The sequence below is a fragment of the Bacillus cereus group sp. MYBK245-2 genome, assembly GCF_051916145.1.
In the GTDB taxonomy this organism is placed as follows: Bacteria; Bacillota; Bacilli; order Bacillales; family Bacillaceae_G; genus Bacillus_A; species Bacillus_A pacificus.
Genome location: NZ_JBQAGB010000005.1, coordinates 13176 through 29193 on the forward strand (window position 1 = coordinate 13176; position 16018 = coordinate 29193).

Sequence of the window (16018 nt, forward strand, 5' to 3'; positions counted from 1 at the left end):
AGGATGAGTGGGATGAAAGTAAATAAAGCTTTAACAATTGCAGGATCTGATAGTGGCGGCGGTGCCGGCATTCAAGCAGATTTAAAAACATTCCAAGAGCTTGGTGTGTATGGGATGACGGCTATTACGGCAATTACTGCTCAAAACACGCTTGGCGTTCAAGGGGTATATCCAGTTCCATTAGAAGGTATTACGGAACAGTTGAATTCAATTGGTATGGATTTAACACCAGATGCTGTGAAATTAGGAATGTTATTTAGCAGCGAAATTATTCAAATTGTAGCAGAACATATAAAGAAGTTTTGCTGGAATAATATTGTATTAGACCCTGTTATGATTGCTAAGGGCGGTGCATCATTATTACAACAAGAAGCAGTGCAAGCATTAAAAGAATATTTATTACCAGTAGCAACGGTTATAACGCCGAATGTTCCAGAAGCAGAAGTGTTAACTGGGATGGAGATTTATAATGTTGAAGATAGTAAGGAAGCTGCAAAAGTACTGCATGAATTGGGTGCAAAATATGTGCTTATGAAGGGCGGACATGCAGAATATCAAGGTAATGAAGTAGTTGATTTACTCTTTGATGGTGAGCAGTTTATCGAATTTAAAAGTGAACGAATTCCTTCAAAACAAACGCATGGAAGCGGTTGTACATTTGCTTCAGCGGTTACAGCAGGACTTGCGAAAGGATACTCAATTGAAGAGGCAGTTCAAGAAGCAAAACAATTTATTAGTATAGCAATTGAAGAGCCGCTGCATATTGGAAGTGGTCATGGACCGACGAATCATTTTGCGTATAAATTAAATAAATCACATGTATAAGTAGAAAAAAAGTCAGTTGTATAACTGGCTTTTTTTCTGTTTACTTTTTCCAAATACAGGAGTAATATATCAGCCAGAATATATTTTTTGTAATACGCTGAGTCCAATTATATGGAGCGGAGGAACCAATTTGTGCAGTGTCACTAGGGGTGAATCTTTCAATTTTGAAAGTAGGGCTACTCTCAAAGTCCGAATCCGACAGCTAACTTCGTAAGCATCTTGAGAGAGGACGGTGCCATGATGGATACATCACTTCATCGATCTGATTAGTATAGGGGAATATCAATCTATGTTTGAGTTCTTTTATGCTAAGGAGGATGAGGTACATGGAACTAACACTTATTTGTGTTGGAGAAGAAAGCAAGGTAAATAGTTTAAGAGATTTAGTAGCATTTCAACATGAGTTAATTATTTTTACAGCGAATGAAGAGATAGCGGCTGAAGTTAGGGATTGTGGATTTGATTGGACGTATAGTTGTAGTAAGGAGCAGGATTTTACTAGTATTTGTGAGTGTATTAAAAAGGTGATTTTACTAGGGGATGAGCTTCCCATCGTTAGCTTCTTTACAGAACACATTCGCTTTTCTTTTCAGGCACCTATTACTGTTGTTACAAGGAATAAACGATATCCAGCGAGGCTCTATGAAACAATGGGAGCTACATTTGTCGTGTTTACGAATTGTGATAATATTACTTTTTTATTTTTTGAATAGGGCGGGGGAAAAGAAGATGAAAGTGTTGTTACTAGGAGATATAGCGAATCGTTGGGCGGTATCGGTAGAGCGAGTTCAAGAATTGGTGGTACTGGATCCTATTTTTCCAAGGCCCTATATCATATTGCCATCTAAAGATGCTTTATATTTAAAAACAGATGTTATCGAATATGAGCAGCTACATGCAGAATTGTCACAAGTTTATATTCGTGGGAGAAATTTACGTGCTTTTTTACGAGGAGAATAAATAGTGAATAAAAAAAGAGCGAATGCGAAGTGCAACAAGCTATGCACTTCATGTCATTCGCTCTTTTTATTTCGTATTTAAAAGGTCATTTCTGTGAAAAAGAAAGAAAAGACGAGAAAACAGGTGAAAGAATATTAATAACACTTAATGTAAGCGTTTAAATGGGTGTTTATTTTCTTATTTTAGGTAATTTGCCTCTTTACAAGTTAAATATAGAGGAGTATATTTACTCTCATAAATCATTCATAAAATTTCCAAAAAAACCTAAAATCGCTGAGTTCCAGAAATGGAGCGGGGGAACCAATTTTGTGCATCGTCACTTGGGGTGAATCTTTCAGTTTTGAAAGTAGGGCTACTCTTTAGGCCCGAATCCGACAGCTAACCTCGTAAGCGTTTAGAGAGGAGGTTTACTTTGTGTTGTTCATTTCGAACACTAAGTAGAGCTTAGTGTTCTTTTTTTGATTATCCAATGGTAATTTTTTACAAAAGAGAGGGATAGCTATGTTAGATGTTGTAATGATCGGGATTTTTGTTGTATTAGTCGCATCGATGGCAAGTCTTGCAAGTTGGTCAGATAAAGTTGTGAAAGAAGGGAAGCAATCATGACGATTGCCTTATCGGTTATTGTTGGAGCAATTACGGTGTACTTAGTGTATGCATTACTAAATCCGGAAAAGTTTTAATTAGGGGGAGTCATTCATTATGATCTGGGTCGCAGTCGTTATTACAATGCTGTTGTTTATTCTTGTGGCAAAGCCAACAGGAATTTATTTAGAGAAAGCCTTTCAAGGTAGTAAAAAGTTAGATAAAGTATTTGGGCCTTTTGAAAAACTTATTTTTAAAATTACGGGTGTAAAAGAATACAATCAAACGTGGAAACAGTACGCATTGTCATTAGTTTTATTAAATGGATTTATGATTGTTGTCGTATATTTCATTTTCAGACTACAAGGAGTATTGCCATTAAATCCAGCACACATTGAAGGGATGGAGCCTACGCTTGCTTTTAATACAGCAATTAGTTTTATGGCTGATACAAACTTACAGCATTATAGCGGTGAAAATGGTTTATCTTATTTATCGCAATTAATCGGAATTACATTCCTAATGTTTGCAGCGCCGGCAACGACGTTAGCACTTGTAATGGCGTTTATAAGAGGGCTCGCTGGAAAAGAACTCGGTAACTTTTTCGTTGATTTTACGAGAGCATTAACGAGAGTATTTCTTCCTATTGCATTTATTGCGGCACTAGTCTTTGTCGCACTTGGTGTACCACAAACGTTAGACGGGGCCGTTACAGCACAAACAATCGATGGGGCAAAGCAGAGTATATTACGCGGACCAGTTGCATCATTCGTGTCCATTAAGGAACTTGGAAATAACGGTGGTGGATTTTTCGGAGCAAACTCTACTCATCCTTTCGAAAATCCAGGGCAGATGAGTAATATTTTGCAAATGATGCTTATGATGTTATTGCCAACTGCACTTCCGTTTACGTACGGACGAATGGTAGGAAATAAAAAGCAAGGTCGTATCCTTTTCGTATCACTATTCATGGTGTTTTTACTAGGATTTATCACAATTACGACATCTGAATTACATGGAAATCCAATATTAAATGACATGGGTATCCAGCATGTACAAGGAAGTGCAGAAGGAAAAGAAGTGAGGTTTGGAACAGTATTTTCTTCCCTTTATGCGACAGTAACGACAGCTGCGGAAACAGGTGCTGTTAATACGATGCATGATACGTTAACACCAATTGGCGGGTTAGTACCACTCGTAAATATGATGTTAAATACAGTATACGGCGGCGTTGGAGCAGGCTTTGTGAACATTATTATGTATGCGATTATCGCAGTCTTTATATCTGGATTGATGGTTGGACGGACACCGGAATTTTTAGGTAAGAAAATTGAAGGTAAGGAAATGAAATTAATTGCGGTAACAATACTATTTCATCCACTGCTTATTTTAGGATTTTCAGCATTGGCTCTTTCTACACATTTAGGAACAGAAGCGATTTCTAACTCGGGCTTCCACGGTTTAACACAAGTTGTTTATGAGTATACGTCATCAGCTGCGAATAACGGATCTGGATTTGAAGGGTTAGCAGATAATACACCGTTTTGGAATATTACAACTGGTTTAGTTATGTTTTTAGGACGCTATTTCAGTTTAATTACGATGCTAGCTGTTGCAGCTTCATTGAAAGAGAAGACGGTTGTGCCAGAAACAGTCGGAACGTTCCGTACGGATAATAGTTTATTTGGCGGCATTTTCATCGGAACAATTGTAATTGTCGGTGCATTAACATTCTTCCCGATGTTAGTACTCGGCCCAATTGCAGAATTTCTTACATTGAAGTAATGGAGGGTAAATGATGAGACCGGTAGTAGTAAAAGAAAAAAGAGTAAATGAGTCACACATACATGCAGTAGAAGATGAGGTTAGACAAGCGAAAACGATGGATCGTGATATCGTGAAACATGCGATGAAACAATCCTTTGCGAAATTGAATCCGAAAGTTATGATAAAGAATCCGATTATGTTCGTTGTGGAGATTGGATTTATCATTACGTTCATTTTATCGTTTCTTCCAAGTCGTTCTAGTAGTGTACCAGGATGGTTTAATATAACAGTTTCCCTCATTCTATTATTTACAGTTTTATTTGCTAACTTTGCAGAAGCGTTAGCGGAAGGGCGGGGGAAAGCGCAAGCCGATTCTTTAAAACAGTCGAAGAAAGATGTGTTTGCCAATGTTGTAAAAGAAAATGGAGACATCGTTCAAGTTTCGGCAACGGATCTGAGAAAAGGTGACGTTGTTATTGTAAAACAAGGAGAAATGATTCCAAGTGATGGAGAAGTCATAAAAGGATTAGCGTCTGTTGATGAATCTGCGATTACAGGGGAATCAGCTCCTATAATAAAAGAAGCTGGTGGTGATTTTTGTTCCGTGACAGGCGGTACGATGGTTGTAAGTGATGAGATTACAATTGTCATTACGAGTAATCCTGGTGAATCATTTATTGATAAAATGATTTCGTTAGTAGAAGGGGCTGCTCGTCAAAAAACACCGAATGAAATTGCTTTAAATACAGTATTAACGAGCTTAACGCTTATTTTCTTAATCGTTGTTGTGACGTTACCGATTTTTACAAACTATTTAGGATTTCAAATTGATACAGCTGTACTTGTTGCGTTGTTAGTTTGTTTAATTCCAACGACAATTGGTGGATTATTATCAGCGATTGGTATTGCTGGGATGGACCGCGTGACAAAGTTTAACGTGTTAGCAATGTCGGGTAAAGCAGTAGAAGCTGCGGGCGATATTAATACAATTATTTTAGATAAAACAGGTACGATTACTTTTGGGAACCGAATGGCTCATACATTATTACCTGTAGGAAATGAAACGATTGAGCAAGTTGGAAAGTGGGCTGCGATTAGCTCAGTTTTAGATGAAACACCAGAAGGTCGATCTGTTATCGAGTATGTGCAAGCGAAATCTATATCATATAATAGAGAACTTGCAGAACAAGGTGAGTTTGTTCCATTTAAAGCAGAAACGAGAATGAGTGGTGTTGATTTACAGGATGGAACGAAAGTGAGGAAAGGTGCTGTCGGTAGCGTGATTGAATGGGTTCAGTCACAAGGTGGAACAATTCCGAAAGATGTGAATCAAAAAGCAGATTTCATTTCAAAAGAGGGCGGAACACCCCTTGTAGTTGCAGTGAATAATCGTATTTACGGTTTAATCTATTTAAAAGATACAGTAAAACCTGGTATGCGTGAACGTTTTGAACAGTTGCGTCAAATGGGGATTAAAACGGTTATGTGTACAGGGGATAACCCATTAACAGCAGCAACGATTGCAAAAGAAGCAGGAGTAGATGAGTTTGTTGCTGAGTGCAAACCAGAAGATAAAATTGCAGTTATTAAAGCAGAGCAAGATAAAGGAAAACTCGTAGCGATGACAGGTGACGGTACAAATGATGCGCCAGCATTAGCGCAGGCTGACGTTGGATTAGCGATGAATAGTGGTACGACAGCTGCGAAAGAAGCAGCGAATATGATTGATTTAGATTCGAATCCAACGAAGATTATTGAGGTAGTAGGAATCGGTAAGCAATTGTTAATGACACGTGGTGCGTTAACGACGTTTAGTATTGCAAATGATATCGCAAAATATTTTGCAATCATTCCAGCAATGTTTACACTTGCGATTCCGCAAATGGAAGCATTAAACATTATGAAATTAACATCACCACTGTCAGCGATTTTATCAGCATTAATATTTAATGCAGTTATTATTCCGTTACTCATTCCATTGGCGATGAAAGGTATCGCATATAAACCGATGAGTTCGAATGCACTACTTGGCCGAAACTTATTTATTTACGGGCTTGGCGGAGTCATTGTACCGTTCATTGGAATTAAAGTAATTGATATAATTGTCGGCTTGTTCATATAAGGAAGAGGGGAAAGAGATGGCGAAGAAACAAAGTATATTATCACCAATCATCCGTATTACTTTTACATTTTTAGTGTTGTGCGGACTTGTATATCCACTTATTGTTACTGGTATTGCACAAGCAGTCATGAAGGATAATGCGGATGGAAGTCTAATATATAATGATAAAAATGAAGTGATTGGTTCTAAATTAATCGGTCAAAATTTCACAGATCCACGTTATTTTCATGGGCGTGTTTCTAGTATTGAATATAAAGCAGAGGCATCTGGTTCAAATAACTATGCACCGTCTAATCCAGATTTAGAGAAACGAGTAGAGAAAAGTATTGAAGAGTGGAAGAAACAAAATCCCACCGTACCAGTTACAGAAGTGCCAATCGATTTAGTGACAAATTCAGGTTCAGGGCTTGATCCTGACATTAGTCCGAAGGCAGCTTCCGTGCAGGTAGAGCGCATCTCTAAAATAACGAATATTCCGAAAGAAACGCTAAATCAATTGATTAAGGATCAAACGGAAGGTGCGGCACTTGGCTTATTTGGAGAAAACCGTGTGAACGTTTTAAAGTTAAATTTAGAATTACAGAAACTACTGAAATAGTAACAGTGCTACCTCAATCTAATGGATTGAGGTAGCGTTGTTTCAAAAGAAAGGTTGTGAGTGTTTTGTATGCGGATGACTATAAACCAACTTTTCAAAGGCGAACACCAGAAGAGTATTTAGAATATATTCGCCAGCAAAACCGTGGGAAGTTAAAGCTATATGTAGGAGCAGCTCCAGGGGTAGGGAAAAGTTATAAAATGCTCTTTGATGCAAGGGAAATGAAAAAGGACGGTATGGATATTGTAATTGGTTTAATTGAAACGCATGGGAGAAAAGAGACGGAAGACGCAATTGCTGATTTAGAAAAGGTTCCTTTAAAAGAAATAGAGTATAAAGGGAAAGTGTTTTATGAACTTGATGTGGAAGGAATTATAAAGCGTGCACCGCAAGTTGTTGTTGTGGATGAACTTGCACATAGTAATATTCCCAGCTCTAAAAATAAGAAGCGTTATATGGATGTACAAGAATTGTTAGAGGCTGGTATATCTGTATTGTCAGCGTTTAATATTCAACATTTAGAAAGTGTTCATGATATTGTAGCTCAAATTACGAATGTAAAAGTAAGAGAACGAATTCCAGATTTTATTTTACAAAAAGCAAATGAAATTCAGCTTGTCGATGCAACGCCGGAAGTACTTCGGAAGAGGTTAATAGACGGAAAGATATATAAAGAAGAAAAAATTCAGCAAAGCTTACAAAATTTCTTTACGCTTAATAATTTAGGAGCACTCAGGGAATTATCGCTTCGTGAAGTCGCTGACGATATGGACGAGAAAATTAGTCAAACAGTGATAGAGCCAATTGGCGTGAAAGAAAAAATTCTCGTTTGTGTACAGTACAGTTCAACGGCAGAGAAATTAATAAGACGGGGATGGCGCATGGCTGATCGGTTAAACGCTGAATTGTATGTATTAAATGTTGAAAGGGAAAATATAGATTCTCTTTCAGTTGGAAAAAAGCAGACAATTGAAGAGTGGAAGGCGCTCACGAATCAATTTGACGCAAGTTTTGTATTAGAAGAAGCGAAAGGAAGAAAGCCAGCGGATGTTATTATTGAAGTTGCAAAAAGATTACAAGTAACGCAAATTTTACTTGGGCAATCAGCGAGAACGCGATGGGAAGAAATTCGAAAAGGTTCGATTGTGAATGAAATTATGAGACAGACGAAGCATATTGATATTCATATTGTTGCGGATCAACGAGTTTAAAATAGAGACCATCTGTAGGTCTCTATTTTGCTTTTTGTATGGCAGGGAATCGTAGCATTTTCATTGCATATAAGATTATGAGTAGAAACATAATTGCACCTATGAAGAAAATCCAAAAGTAATTTTGATTAAATAAAAGAAATCCACCTATAAGTGGCCCTGTGCCCATACCAAGATAGCGGATGAAGTTGTACATACCGATAGCAGTTGCGCGTTCTTGTACGAATTCTTCCGTTAATAAAGTAGTGTGAGTTGGCATAGAAAGGCCCATACTAAAACCGTACAATGATGTAACGATAATGATAAATGGGATATTGATGCTATATGTGAAAGAGAATAAAGTGACACATATAATATTGAAGAAACTAGTAATGAATAAAGTTTGCTTTGTTGTGAGGCGTTTTTGCAAAAACTTGTAGCAATAACTTCCTAACATAATAGAAAGGGACATCGGTACAAACATAAGACCAATTTCACTTGCAGTTAAGTGAAATAAATTTGTTAAAATGCTCGGTAAAAAAACGAGGAAGCAAAAGTAAATACAAAATTGAATAAAGCCAATAAGAGTAATAGAAAATCCAGTTTTATTTTTTAAGATAAACCAGTAATTCTTTTTTGATTGCGGTTGCTTACTTACAGTTGGTTTTGTTTCTGGAAGTAGTGAAATGTTTATCATTAATAAGAGAATGCCAAGTATAGATAAAAAGAGAAATACGGATACATGGCCGTTTATACTGCTGAGATAACCACCAATGAGAGGGCCAATCGCAGGTGCAAGAGCAAGTAACATTTGATAAAGGCTCATTGCTTCTCCTCGTTCTTTTCCTTCAAACAAATCACCAATAATCGTTGCTGAAACTACAGGTATAGCCGCTATTCCTATAGCTTGAACAGCTCTAAAAAAGAGAAATAAATAAATGTTTGCCGAAAAAGCACATCCGATTGAACCAATTGTACTAATGACTAAACTAGGGATAAGGACAGATTTTCTCCCTTTTGTATCAATGAAAGGTCCATATACGAGCTGCATAATCGCAAGGACGAATGTGAAAAGGGAAACTGTTACATTTACAAGATAAAGAGAAGTATGAAAAGAACCTTGAATCATGGGCAAGATAGGTGTGTAAATATTTTGAGCGAAGGAACCGAGTAAGGCACTAATACAGACAACATATAAAATGAAATGTAGTTTGGATTTTTTCATTGTGTTAACCTCCTTCTAATTTAGTTTCCTTGGAAACTAAATTTATTTTAACATGTTTTTCTAACTTGTAAATATGAAAAAATAATTTTAAAATGGTATATAGTTAAATTGTTTCTTTGGAAACTTAGGGGGCGAATAGATTGGATTATACAACGAAACAAATGGAAATACTTTCGGACATTCGTACACTTTTGCATAAAAGAGAAGAACATTTGAAAGGACAAAATGAGAAGTTTCTTCGTGAGACAGGTGTAAGTGGTATGTCTTTATCTGAGTTACATGTAATCGAGTGTATCGGGAAAAATGGTCTGATGAATGTAACGGCAATTACGATAGAAATGGGAATGACGAAGGGCGCAATCTCTAAAGTTTGTACAAAGTTGTTCCAAAAGAAATTCGTTGAGAAGATGCAAATGTTAGACAATCAAAAAGAAATTTTCTTCCGTTTAACGGAAAGCGGAAATGAAATATATAAAGCTCATGATAAATTGCATAAACAAGCTGAAGAAAAGTGGCTGTTACTCTTAGATAGATATACGAAAGAAGAACAAGATTTTATTCAAAGGTTTATAAAGGATGTCTCTGATTATTTGGAAATATAATTGGAAGAAAAAATTCCGTTTTCTCAAGTCTTTTAAATATAATTTCTTAAAGAACTCATATATAATAGAAACAGATACTTAACATGGTGAATAATTAAAGAGTCAATATATATAGAGGAGAGAGTAACATGCTTGAAAATACAGGGTTAGTATTAGAAGGCGGCGGTATGCGTGGTGTATATACGGGCGGGATATTAGAATACTTTATGGAACAAGATTTATATTTTCCATATGTAATCGGTGTATCAGCTGGTGCTTGTCATGCAGCGTCGTATCTTTCCAGACAAAGAAATAGAAATAAAACAGTAAATATTGATTATGCATCACATCCGAAATATTTATCGTATAAAAACTTATGGAGAAAACGTCAGCTATTTGATATGGATTTTATTTTTCATGAAATTCCAGAAAAGCATGTGCCGTTTGATTTTGAAACATACTTTAATAGCCCAGAACGTTTCCTTGTAGGAACGACGGATTGTGAAACAGGACAGTCTGTTTATTTTGAAAAAGAAGGAACGAATGATGATGCACTAAATTTATTACAAGCGTCTAGTTCATTGCCTTTCATTGCACCAGTAGTAAATTATCGTGGTAAGCAACTGTTAGATGGCGGGATTTCTGATCCAATTCCAGTTCGTAAAGCACAGGAAGATGGATTTAAAAAATCAGTCGTAATTTTAACAAGAAATCACGGTTACGCAAAGAAAAAATCAAGATTTGGGTGGATTGCTGCGAAAGCTTATAAAAAATATCCGAACCTTGTGAACACGATGCTAAATCGTTATGAAGTGTATAATGAAACACTTCACTATATTGAAAAAGAAGAACAAGCTGGGAATTTATTTGTTATTCGTCCAGAAGTACCGCTTCAAGTAGATCGTATGGAAAAAGATACAGCAAAACTACAAAATTTATATGAGCAAGGCTATGAAGATGCAAAGAGACAGTTTGCAGATTTAAAGGCGTTCTTGCAAAAATAATAATTAGGCTGTGGAGATGGGATTCTCTGCAGTCTTTTTTATTATTGGTTTCGATACCGAATGTTGGTTATACACGTTTTTAGATTGTGGTATAATATGGATAAAAGTATGTAGAGAGGTGATACATATGGAAAATGTATATAAAGGGCTTAGACATACTGGATTTATTATGATGCTTATTTTTGGTGGGGTATTTTTACTGCGCTGGTTCATTCATGATGAAATGCTACTGGATCAGTTTATTGGATTTAGTGTAGGAATGGTAATGATTGTTTCGTCAGTTTTCATTCAAAAGTATAGTAAAGAATTACAGGTAGAAGAGAAATATTAAAAGATTATAAGCTCCTTCATATTTTGGAGGGACCGTTATAGTTTGAATGATTGTTATAAAAGAAAAGTAGAGCATCGAAATCCGATGCTCTACTTTTTTAATGTGGTAAGAATATCAATTGATAAGCAAACAAAATTCCAAATACATATACAAGTGGGTGAACAGCACGGAATTTACCTTTTGCCACTTTCATAAGTGGATATGAAATAAATCCAAGTGCAATACCTGTTGCGATACTTGATGTAAGTGGCATGCTTAAGATTACTAAGAATGCTGGGAATGCTTCATCAAATGCGTCCCAATCGATATGGCGAACTGAACCCATCATAAGACTACCAACGATAATTAGTGATGGTGCAGTAATAGCTGATACACCAGAAACGGCACTTACTAATGGTCCGAAGAATGCTGCTAGAGCGAATAGAACAGCTACTGTAACAGTTGTTAAACCAGTACGACCACCAGCTGCAACACCAGCAGATGATTCAATGTAAGCTGTTGATGGTGTTGTTCCGAACATAGAACCGATTGTTGCTGAGAATGAGTCAGATAGAAGAGCTCGTCCAGCTTTTGGAAGCTTTCCATCTTTCATAAATCCACCTTGTTGAGCAACGCCAAGTAATGTACCTGTTGTATCGAATAATGTAACAAGGAAGAATGAGAATACAACGCCGTATAATCCGTAGTTAATTACATCAGATACAGCAGTAATTGGATTTGAAACGATAATGCCTTCTGGTAATCCAGGCATTGATGTAACACCGTTTGAGAATGATAATTGTCCCGTGAAGAAAGCGATAATACCAGTTAATAGCATACCGATAAATAGTGCGCCATTTACATTTAAAGACATAAGGACAATTGTAATTCCAAGTCCAGCTAATGCGAGTAGTACTGGAGCAGAGTGAAGATCACCAAGTCCAACTAAATTTGCTTCATTTTTTGTAACGATACCTGTTAAACGTAAACCGATAAAGGCGATGAAAAGGCCGATACCAGCAGTAATTGCATGTTTTAAGTTTTCAGGAATTGCTTCCATTAATTTTGTACGGAAAGATGTGAATGATAACAAAATTAAAATCATACCTGCTACGAATACAGCAGAGAATGCAATTGCGAAAGTCATGCCTTCATGAGCTTTTACAACAGAGTAAGAGAAGTAAGCATTTAATCCCATACCTGGTGCAATTGCGATTGGTAAGTTTGTAAAGATCGCCATAAATAATGTTCCGACAACAGCAGCGATAATTGTTGCTGTAAATGCTTGTTCAAATGGAACACCTGCATCCCCAAGGATAACTGGGTTTACGACAATGATATATGCCATTGTTAAGAAGGTAATAATACCTGCCATAATTTCAGTTTTAATAGAAGTTTTATGTTTTGAAAGGTTAAACATATAAACATCCTTTCTGTTTACGAATAATTTTCACAACAGTTATATATAATATTCGTTTTTTATCTATTTTGCAATAGTTTTGCATAAAAAGTTTACAACAATTCATATTTTGTGTCTTAAATTCGAATATTAATCGTAACTTGATGTGTGAATTTCAGTTTTTATTATGCACATTATAAGAAAAAGGAGTTGAAAGAAGCTATGCCACAGCAAAAAAACTTTATAAAAATGCCAGCGCAACATCAAAATAAACAACCTGGTATTGAATCATTAATGAATCCTCTACCACAGTTTGAAGATCCAAATTATAAAGGTAGCGAAAAGTTAAAAGGAAAGAATGTATTAATTACAGGGGGAGATAGTGGAATTGGACGAGCTGTTTCTATCGCTTTTGCGAAAGAGGGAGCAAATATTGCGATTGCTTATTTAGATGAGGAAGAAGATGCTAATGAGACGAAGCAACGTGTAGAACAAGAAGGTGTAAAGTGTGTGTTGTTACCAGGTGATTTAAGTGATGAACAGCATTGTAAAGATATTGTACAAGAGACTGTCCGGCAGCTAGGTAGTTTAAATGTTTTAGTAAATAATGTTGCGCAGCAATATCCGCAGCAAGGATTAGAGTATATTACAGCAGAACAGCTAGAAAAGACTTTTCGTATTAATATTTTTTCTTATTTTCATGTTGCGAAAGCCGCACTTTCTCATTTAAAGCAAGGGGATGTCATTATAAATACAGCGTCTATCGTTGCATACGAAGGAAATGAAACGTTAATTGATTATTCCGCAACGAAAGGGGCAATCGTTGCTTTCACAAGATCACTTTCTCAGTCATTAGTGCAAAAAGGGATTCGTGTAAATGGTGTTGCGCCAGGACCGATTTGGACACCACTTATTCCATCGAGCTTTGATGAGAAAAAAGTATCACAGTTTGGAAGCAATGTTCCGATGCAAAGACCGGGCCAACCATATGAATTAGCACCAGCATACGTATATTTAGCGTCTGATGATTCATCCTATGTTACCGGGCAAATGATACACGTAAATGGGGGCGTTATTGTAAATGGATAGTTTTCATTTATAAGAGCAAAGTAAAGTTAATTCCACTTATTATAGTGGCGCTAGGGGAGGGATATAGATGAAAAAATTATGTTTTGTCATACTATTATTTTTCATCCTACCGGTTAGTGCCTTTGCTAATACAGATCATCTAATATTAGTGAACCTTACGACAAACCAATTATCTTTTTTTGAAAATGGAAATTATACAAAAACATTCCCCGTAACAACTGGAAGAGATCGTACACCTACGCCTGAAGGTAATTTTTGTATTATAACTAAATTTAAAAATAAAGAATATCATCGAAAAAAAATAGCTGGTGGTGCACCGAATAATCCTCTTGGTACGAGATGGCTTGGACTAGATAAAAATGAATATGCGATTCATGGGACAAATCGGGAATGGACGATTGGAAGTAGAGAATCAAATGGCTGTATTCGCATGCATGACAGGGATATACAGTGGTTATATGACCGAGTTCAATTACAGACGAAAGTAATCATTTCTCGGTTTCATACGAGCCCGGAATATGAAGCGAATAAGCTTGGTTATCGTGTTGTGAGCTGGAATGGTCGTAAAGTAGAAGAAGAGCAAATTGGTATGCTTACGTTAGTAGATCGCGCCGATATATATTGGCAAGAACCGAATGGACAGCTAACGAAAGTGAAAATGGTATTGCCAAACGAAAGATATGCAGTGTACTCAAAACGAAAAGATGGAATATATTATATAGGAAACAATTTGTATATTGTCGATGAAATGGGAGGGAAAGTTCGTTATGAACAGATTCCTATTTCGAATTTAAGTAATATATATAAACGGAAATATAATGTTCCATAATAGCTACCGTATTATAGACGGTAGCTTATTTCTACTTCCAGTTTAACTGCAACTATTGTACTTTGCTGAATATAATACAGTACAGATAGGGGGCGGTTACATTATGAAAAGTGAATTTGCGTTTAAAGTTTTCTTAGTAACGACCTGTTTATTTATCGTGTATTTGTATGCGTTTCTCGTCTTTTCGTTTTATGTTCCATATGTTGATTTAATATTGTTCTTCGGATTTATTTGGGCGTTTGTTAAGGCGAGAGAAGGGGAGAAGAGTATATATCGGCGCATTACGTTATGCGGGACAGCCGTTCTCGTTATTTTGTACTTTTTTATTATGCATGATTTTTGGAGGGGGATGTAAAAAAGCATACGATTAGTCGTATGCTTTTTATGTTTAATATTTTGGCTTAAATGTATGACAACAAGTCTCTACACTTGTTGCTACAGAACTTTCTAGCGTTTCGTTCGTTAAAACTGCACTTGTATACGATTCATTTTCGGTTTGACCCGTTTCATCCGCATCTGGCTGAACGATAATCGCACTTGCTTGACAAAAGTTACCTTGTCCCCAAAATGAGCAATTGGAAACAGAGCATCTTACTTCTGGCATAAAACCCCCTCCTTATACATTAGTTTGGAATTTTACGTCCATTTCATGTGTAGAAGGAGTTTCCTTTTCTCGTTATTTTTTCGTTTGTTCAAACCATTCTTTAAACTTTTCTTTTGACTGTTCTCCGCTAATACGGCTTACTTCTTTACCATCTTTAAAATGAATAATTGTCGGTGTTCCTTGGATATTGTATTTATCCCAAGGCTCGTTTAAATTTTCAATATCAATTACTTTCATATCAACATTTAAATCTTTCGCTAAAGGTACAACAATAGGAGAGACCTTTTGGCAATGAACGCAAGAGGTTTGATAGAAGTAAATCGTTTGTTCTTTTTTATCTTCTATATTTTTATTGAGATCTTCAAGAGAAATTTTATTTGAGTAGTAACCTTTTTCATCTGTCGATGCGTTTTTCTTTTCCATTTGAGTTACAGCAAAGATTGCCGCAAATAAGACGATAATAATACCGCCAAATATAAGCATTTTTTTCATTCTTTCATCTCCTTATTTGTTTTTGATGACAATAAAGCTACAAACAGCGATTGTAATAAAGCCGATAAGTGCTAAAAACGGGATTGTCACAAAGCCGAACCAGTTTATGTATTCTCCCGTACATGGTACACGGCCGCAAGCTGCCCCTGCAGCCGAAAATGCTGCGACTTTTTGAATTGCATAGTGATATAAAGAAATACAAGCACCAATACTTGCGATTGGTAAAGAATAATTTGCGATGCGATAGTCTTTTTTTACTACAGCGATACCGAGCCATAAAACGAATGGATACATGAAAATACGTTGATACCAACAAAGGACACAAGGTTCAAATTTCATGATTTCGGAAAAGTATAGACTTCCTAGTGTAGCGATAAAAGAAGCTCCCCACGCGGTAAATAAAGCATATTCTTGCTTTTTTTCTCGTCCCATATTTTA

At 36.3% G+C, this 16018-nt stretch carries 20 protein-coding genes and 2 riboswitches; of the genes, 15 read left to right on the forward strand and 5 right to left on the reverse strand.

The window, feature by feature from the left end; translation table 11 throughout:
• The first annotated feature begins 3 nt into the window (after positions 1 to 3).
• The 9 genes from thiD to kdpDN all read left to right on the forward strand — a co-directional run bounded on the left by thiD (position 4) and on the right by kdpDN (position 8068).
• Complete coding sequence (gene thiD / locus ACTFRN_RS10640) at positions 4 to 825, forward strand: bifunctional hydroxymethylpyrimidine kinase/phosphomethylpyrimidine kinase (protein WP_140383349.1); 822 nt, start codon at positions 4 to 6, stop codon at positions 823 to 825.
• Positions 826 to 910: 85 nt separating this feature from the next.
• Positions 911 to 1058, forward strand: a riboswitch (cyclic di-AMP (ydaO/yuaA leader).
• 93 nt (positions 1059 to 1151) lie between these two features.
• The gene (locus ACTFRN_RS10645; protein ID WP_140383348.1) at positions 1152 to 1538 is read left to right on the forward strand and encodes a hypothetical protein; all 387 of its coding nucleotides are present in this window, start codon (positions 1152 to 1154) and stop codon (positions 1536 to 1538) included.
• A 16-nt stretch (positions 1539 to 1554) separates the two neighbouring features.
• Positions 1555 to 1785 carry a hypothetical protein gene (locus ACTFRN_RS10650; protein ID WP_000866315.1) on the forward strand — a complete coding sequence of 77 codons (231 nt, stop codon included), beginning with the start codon at positions 1555 to 1557 and terminating at the stop codon, positions 1783 to 1785.
• A gap of 261 nt (positions 1786 to 2046) precedes the next feature.
• Positions 2047 to 2192: riboswitch (cyclic di-AMP (ydaO/yuaA leader) on the forward strand.
• Positions 2193 to 2286: 94 nt separating this feature from the next.
• Positions 2287 to 2391: a SipW-dependent-type signal peptide-containing protein gene (locus tag ACTFRN_RS10655; RefSeq protein ID WP_000887889.1), complete on the forward strand. Its 105-nt coding sequence runs from the start codon at positions 2287 to 2289 to the stop codon at positions 2389 to 2391.
• Positions 2388 to 2468: a K(+)-transporting ATPase subunit F gene (kdpF, locus tag ACTFRN_RS10660; protein ID WP_000150657.1), complete on the forward strand. Its 81-nt coding sequence runs from the start codon at positions 2388 to 2390 to the stop codon at positions 2466 to 2468. Before ACTFRN_RS10655 ends, kdpF begins: the two co-directional genes overlap by 4 nt.
• Positions 2469 to 2487: 19 nt before the next feature.
• Positions 2488 to 4155, forward strand: coding sequence for a potassium-transporting ATPase subunit KdpA (gene kdpA / locus ACTFRN_RS10665; RefSeq protein WP_049111977.1), 1668 nt, complete (start codon positions 2488 to 2490; stop codon positions 4153 to 4155).
• A gap of 13 nt (positions 4156 to 4168) precedes the next feature.
• Positions 4169 to 6259 carry a potassium-transporting ATPase subunit KdpB gene (kdpB, locus tag ACTFRN_RS10670; protein WP_140383347.1) on the forward strand — a complete coding sequence of 697 codons (2091 nt, stop codon included), beginning with the start codon at positions 4169 to 4171 and terminating at the stop codon, positions 6257 to 6259.
• A 16-nt stretch (positions 6260 to 6275) separates the two neighbouring features.
• Positions 6276 to 6857, forward strand: coding sequence for a K(+)-transporting ATPase subunit C (kdpC, locus tag ACTFRN_RS10675; protein ID WP_088106529.1), 582 nt, complete (start codon positions 6276 to 6278; stop codon positions 6855 to 6857).
• A gap of 56 nt (positions 6858 to 6913) precedes the next feature.
• A complete protein-coding gene (kdpDN, locus tag ACTFRN_RS10680) occupies positions 6914 to 8068 on the forward strand; it encodes a KdpD-like non-kinase potassium sensor (protein ID WP_088106528.1) in 1155 nt (384 codons plus the stop codon).
• A gap of 22 nt (positions 8069 to 8090) precedes the next feature.
• On the opposite strand, the gene ACTFRN_RS10685 is transcribed toward kdpDN, so the two are convergent.
• Positions 8091 to 9272, reverse strand: a complete 1182-nt coding sequence (locus ACTFRN_RS10685; protein ID WP_049122409.1) for an MFS transporter — start codon at positions 9270 to 9272, stop codon at positions 8091 to 8093.
• A 140-nt stretch (positions 9273 to 9412) separates the two neighbouring features.
• Here ACTFRN_RS10685 and ACTFRN_RS10690 point away from each other — a divergent pair, with 140 nt between their 5' ends.
• The 3 genes from ACTFRN_RS10690 (at position 9413) to ACTFRN_RS10700 (ending at position 11188) form a co-directional block, all read left to right on the forward strand.
• Positions 9413 to 9874, forward strand: a complete 462-nt coding sequence (locus ACTFRN_RS10690; RefSeq protein WP_088106527.1) for a MarR family transcriptional regulator — start codon at positions 9413 to 9415, stop codon at positions 9872 to 9874.
• A 128-nt stretch (positions 9875 to 10002) separates the two neighbouring features.
• Positions 10003 to 10857 (forward strand): patatin-like phospholipase family protein, encoded by an 855-nt coding sequence (locus tag ACTFRN_RS10695; protein ID WP_000892678.1) that lies wholly within the window; start codon positions 10003 to 10005, stop codon positions 10855 to 10857.
• A 127-nt stretch (positions 10858 to 10984) separates the two neighbouring features.
• The gene (locus ACTFRN_RS10700; protein ID WP_088106526.1) at positions 10985 to 11188 is read left to right on the forward strand and encodes a hypothetical protein; all 204 of its coding nucleotides are present in this window, start codon (positions 10985 to 10987) and stop codon (positions 11186 to 11188) included.
• Between the two features lie 97 nt (positions 11189 to 11285).
• Here ACTFRN_RS10700 and ACTFRN_RS10705 read toward each other — a convergent pair whose 3' ends face one another.
• Positions 11286 to 12587 (reverse strand): NCS2 family permease, encoded by a 1302-nt coding sequence (locus ACTFRN_RS10705; RefSeq protein ID WP_000482726.1) that lies wholly within the window; start codon positions 12585 to 12587, stop codon positions 11286 to 11288.
• 201 nt (positions 12588 to 12788) lie between these two features.
• On the opposite strand from ACTFRN_RS10705, the gene ACTFRN_RS10710 reads away from it, so the two are divergent.
• The 3 genes from ACTFRN_RS10710 (at position 12789) to ACTFRN_RS10720 (ending at position 14839) form a co-directional block, all read left to right on the forward strand.
• Positions 12789 to 13655 (forward strand): SDR family oxidoreductase, encoded by an 867-nt coding sequence (locus ACTFRN_RS10710; RefSeq protein WP_088106525.1) that lies wholly within the window; start codon positions 12789 to 12791, stop codon positions 13653 to 13655.
• 67 nt (positions 13656 to 13722) lie between these two features.
• On the forward strand, positions 13723 to 14484 hold the full coding sequence (locus ACTFRN_RS10715) for a L,D-transpeptidase (RefSeq protein ID WP_014893298.1): 762 nt from the start codon (positions 13723 to 13725) through the stop codon (positions 14482 to 14484).
• A gap of 103 nt (positions 14485 to 14587) precedes the next feature.
• Positions 14588 to 14839, forward strand: a complete 252-nt coding sequence (locus tag ACTFRN_RS10720; RefSeq protein WP_000834195.1) for a hypothetical protein — start codon at positions 14588 to 14590, stop codon at positions 14837 to 14839.
• Positions 14840 to 14872: 33 nt separating this feature from the next.
• On the opposite strand, the gene ACTFRN_RS10725 is transcribed toward ACTFRN_RS10720, so the two are convergent.
• The 3 genes from ACTFRN_RS10725 to ACTFRN_RS10735 all read right to left on the reverse strand — a co-directional run bounded on the left by ACTFRN_RS10725 (position 14873) and on the right by ACTFRN_RS10735 (position 16012).
• Positions 14873 to 15088: a DUF1540 domain-containing protein gene (locus ACTFRN_RS10725; RefSeq protein WP_001115486.1), complete on the reverse strand. Its 216-nt coding sequence runs from the start codon at positions 15086 to 15088 to the stop codon at positions 14873 to 14875.
• Between the two features lie 72 nt (positions 15089 to 15160).
• Positions 15161 to 15580: a thioredoxin family protein gene (locus ACTFRN_RS10730; RefSeq protein WP_000738460.1), complete on the reverse strand. Its 420-nt coding sequence runs from the start codon at positions 15578 to 15580 to the stop codon at positions 15161 to 15163.
• A gap of 12 nt (positions 15581 to 15592) precedes the next feature.
• Entirely contained in the window at positions 15593 to 16012 is a 420-nt protein-coding gene (locus ACTFRN_RS10735) for a disulfide formation protein C (protein WP_000532255.1), read from the reverse strand.
• Positions 16013 to 16018: the final 6 nt, after the last annotated feature.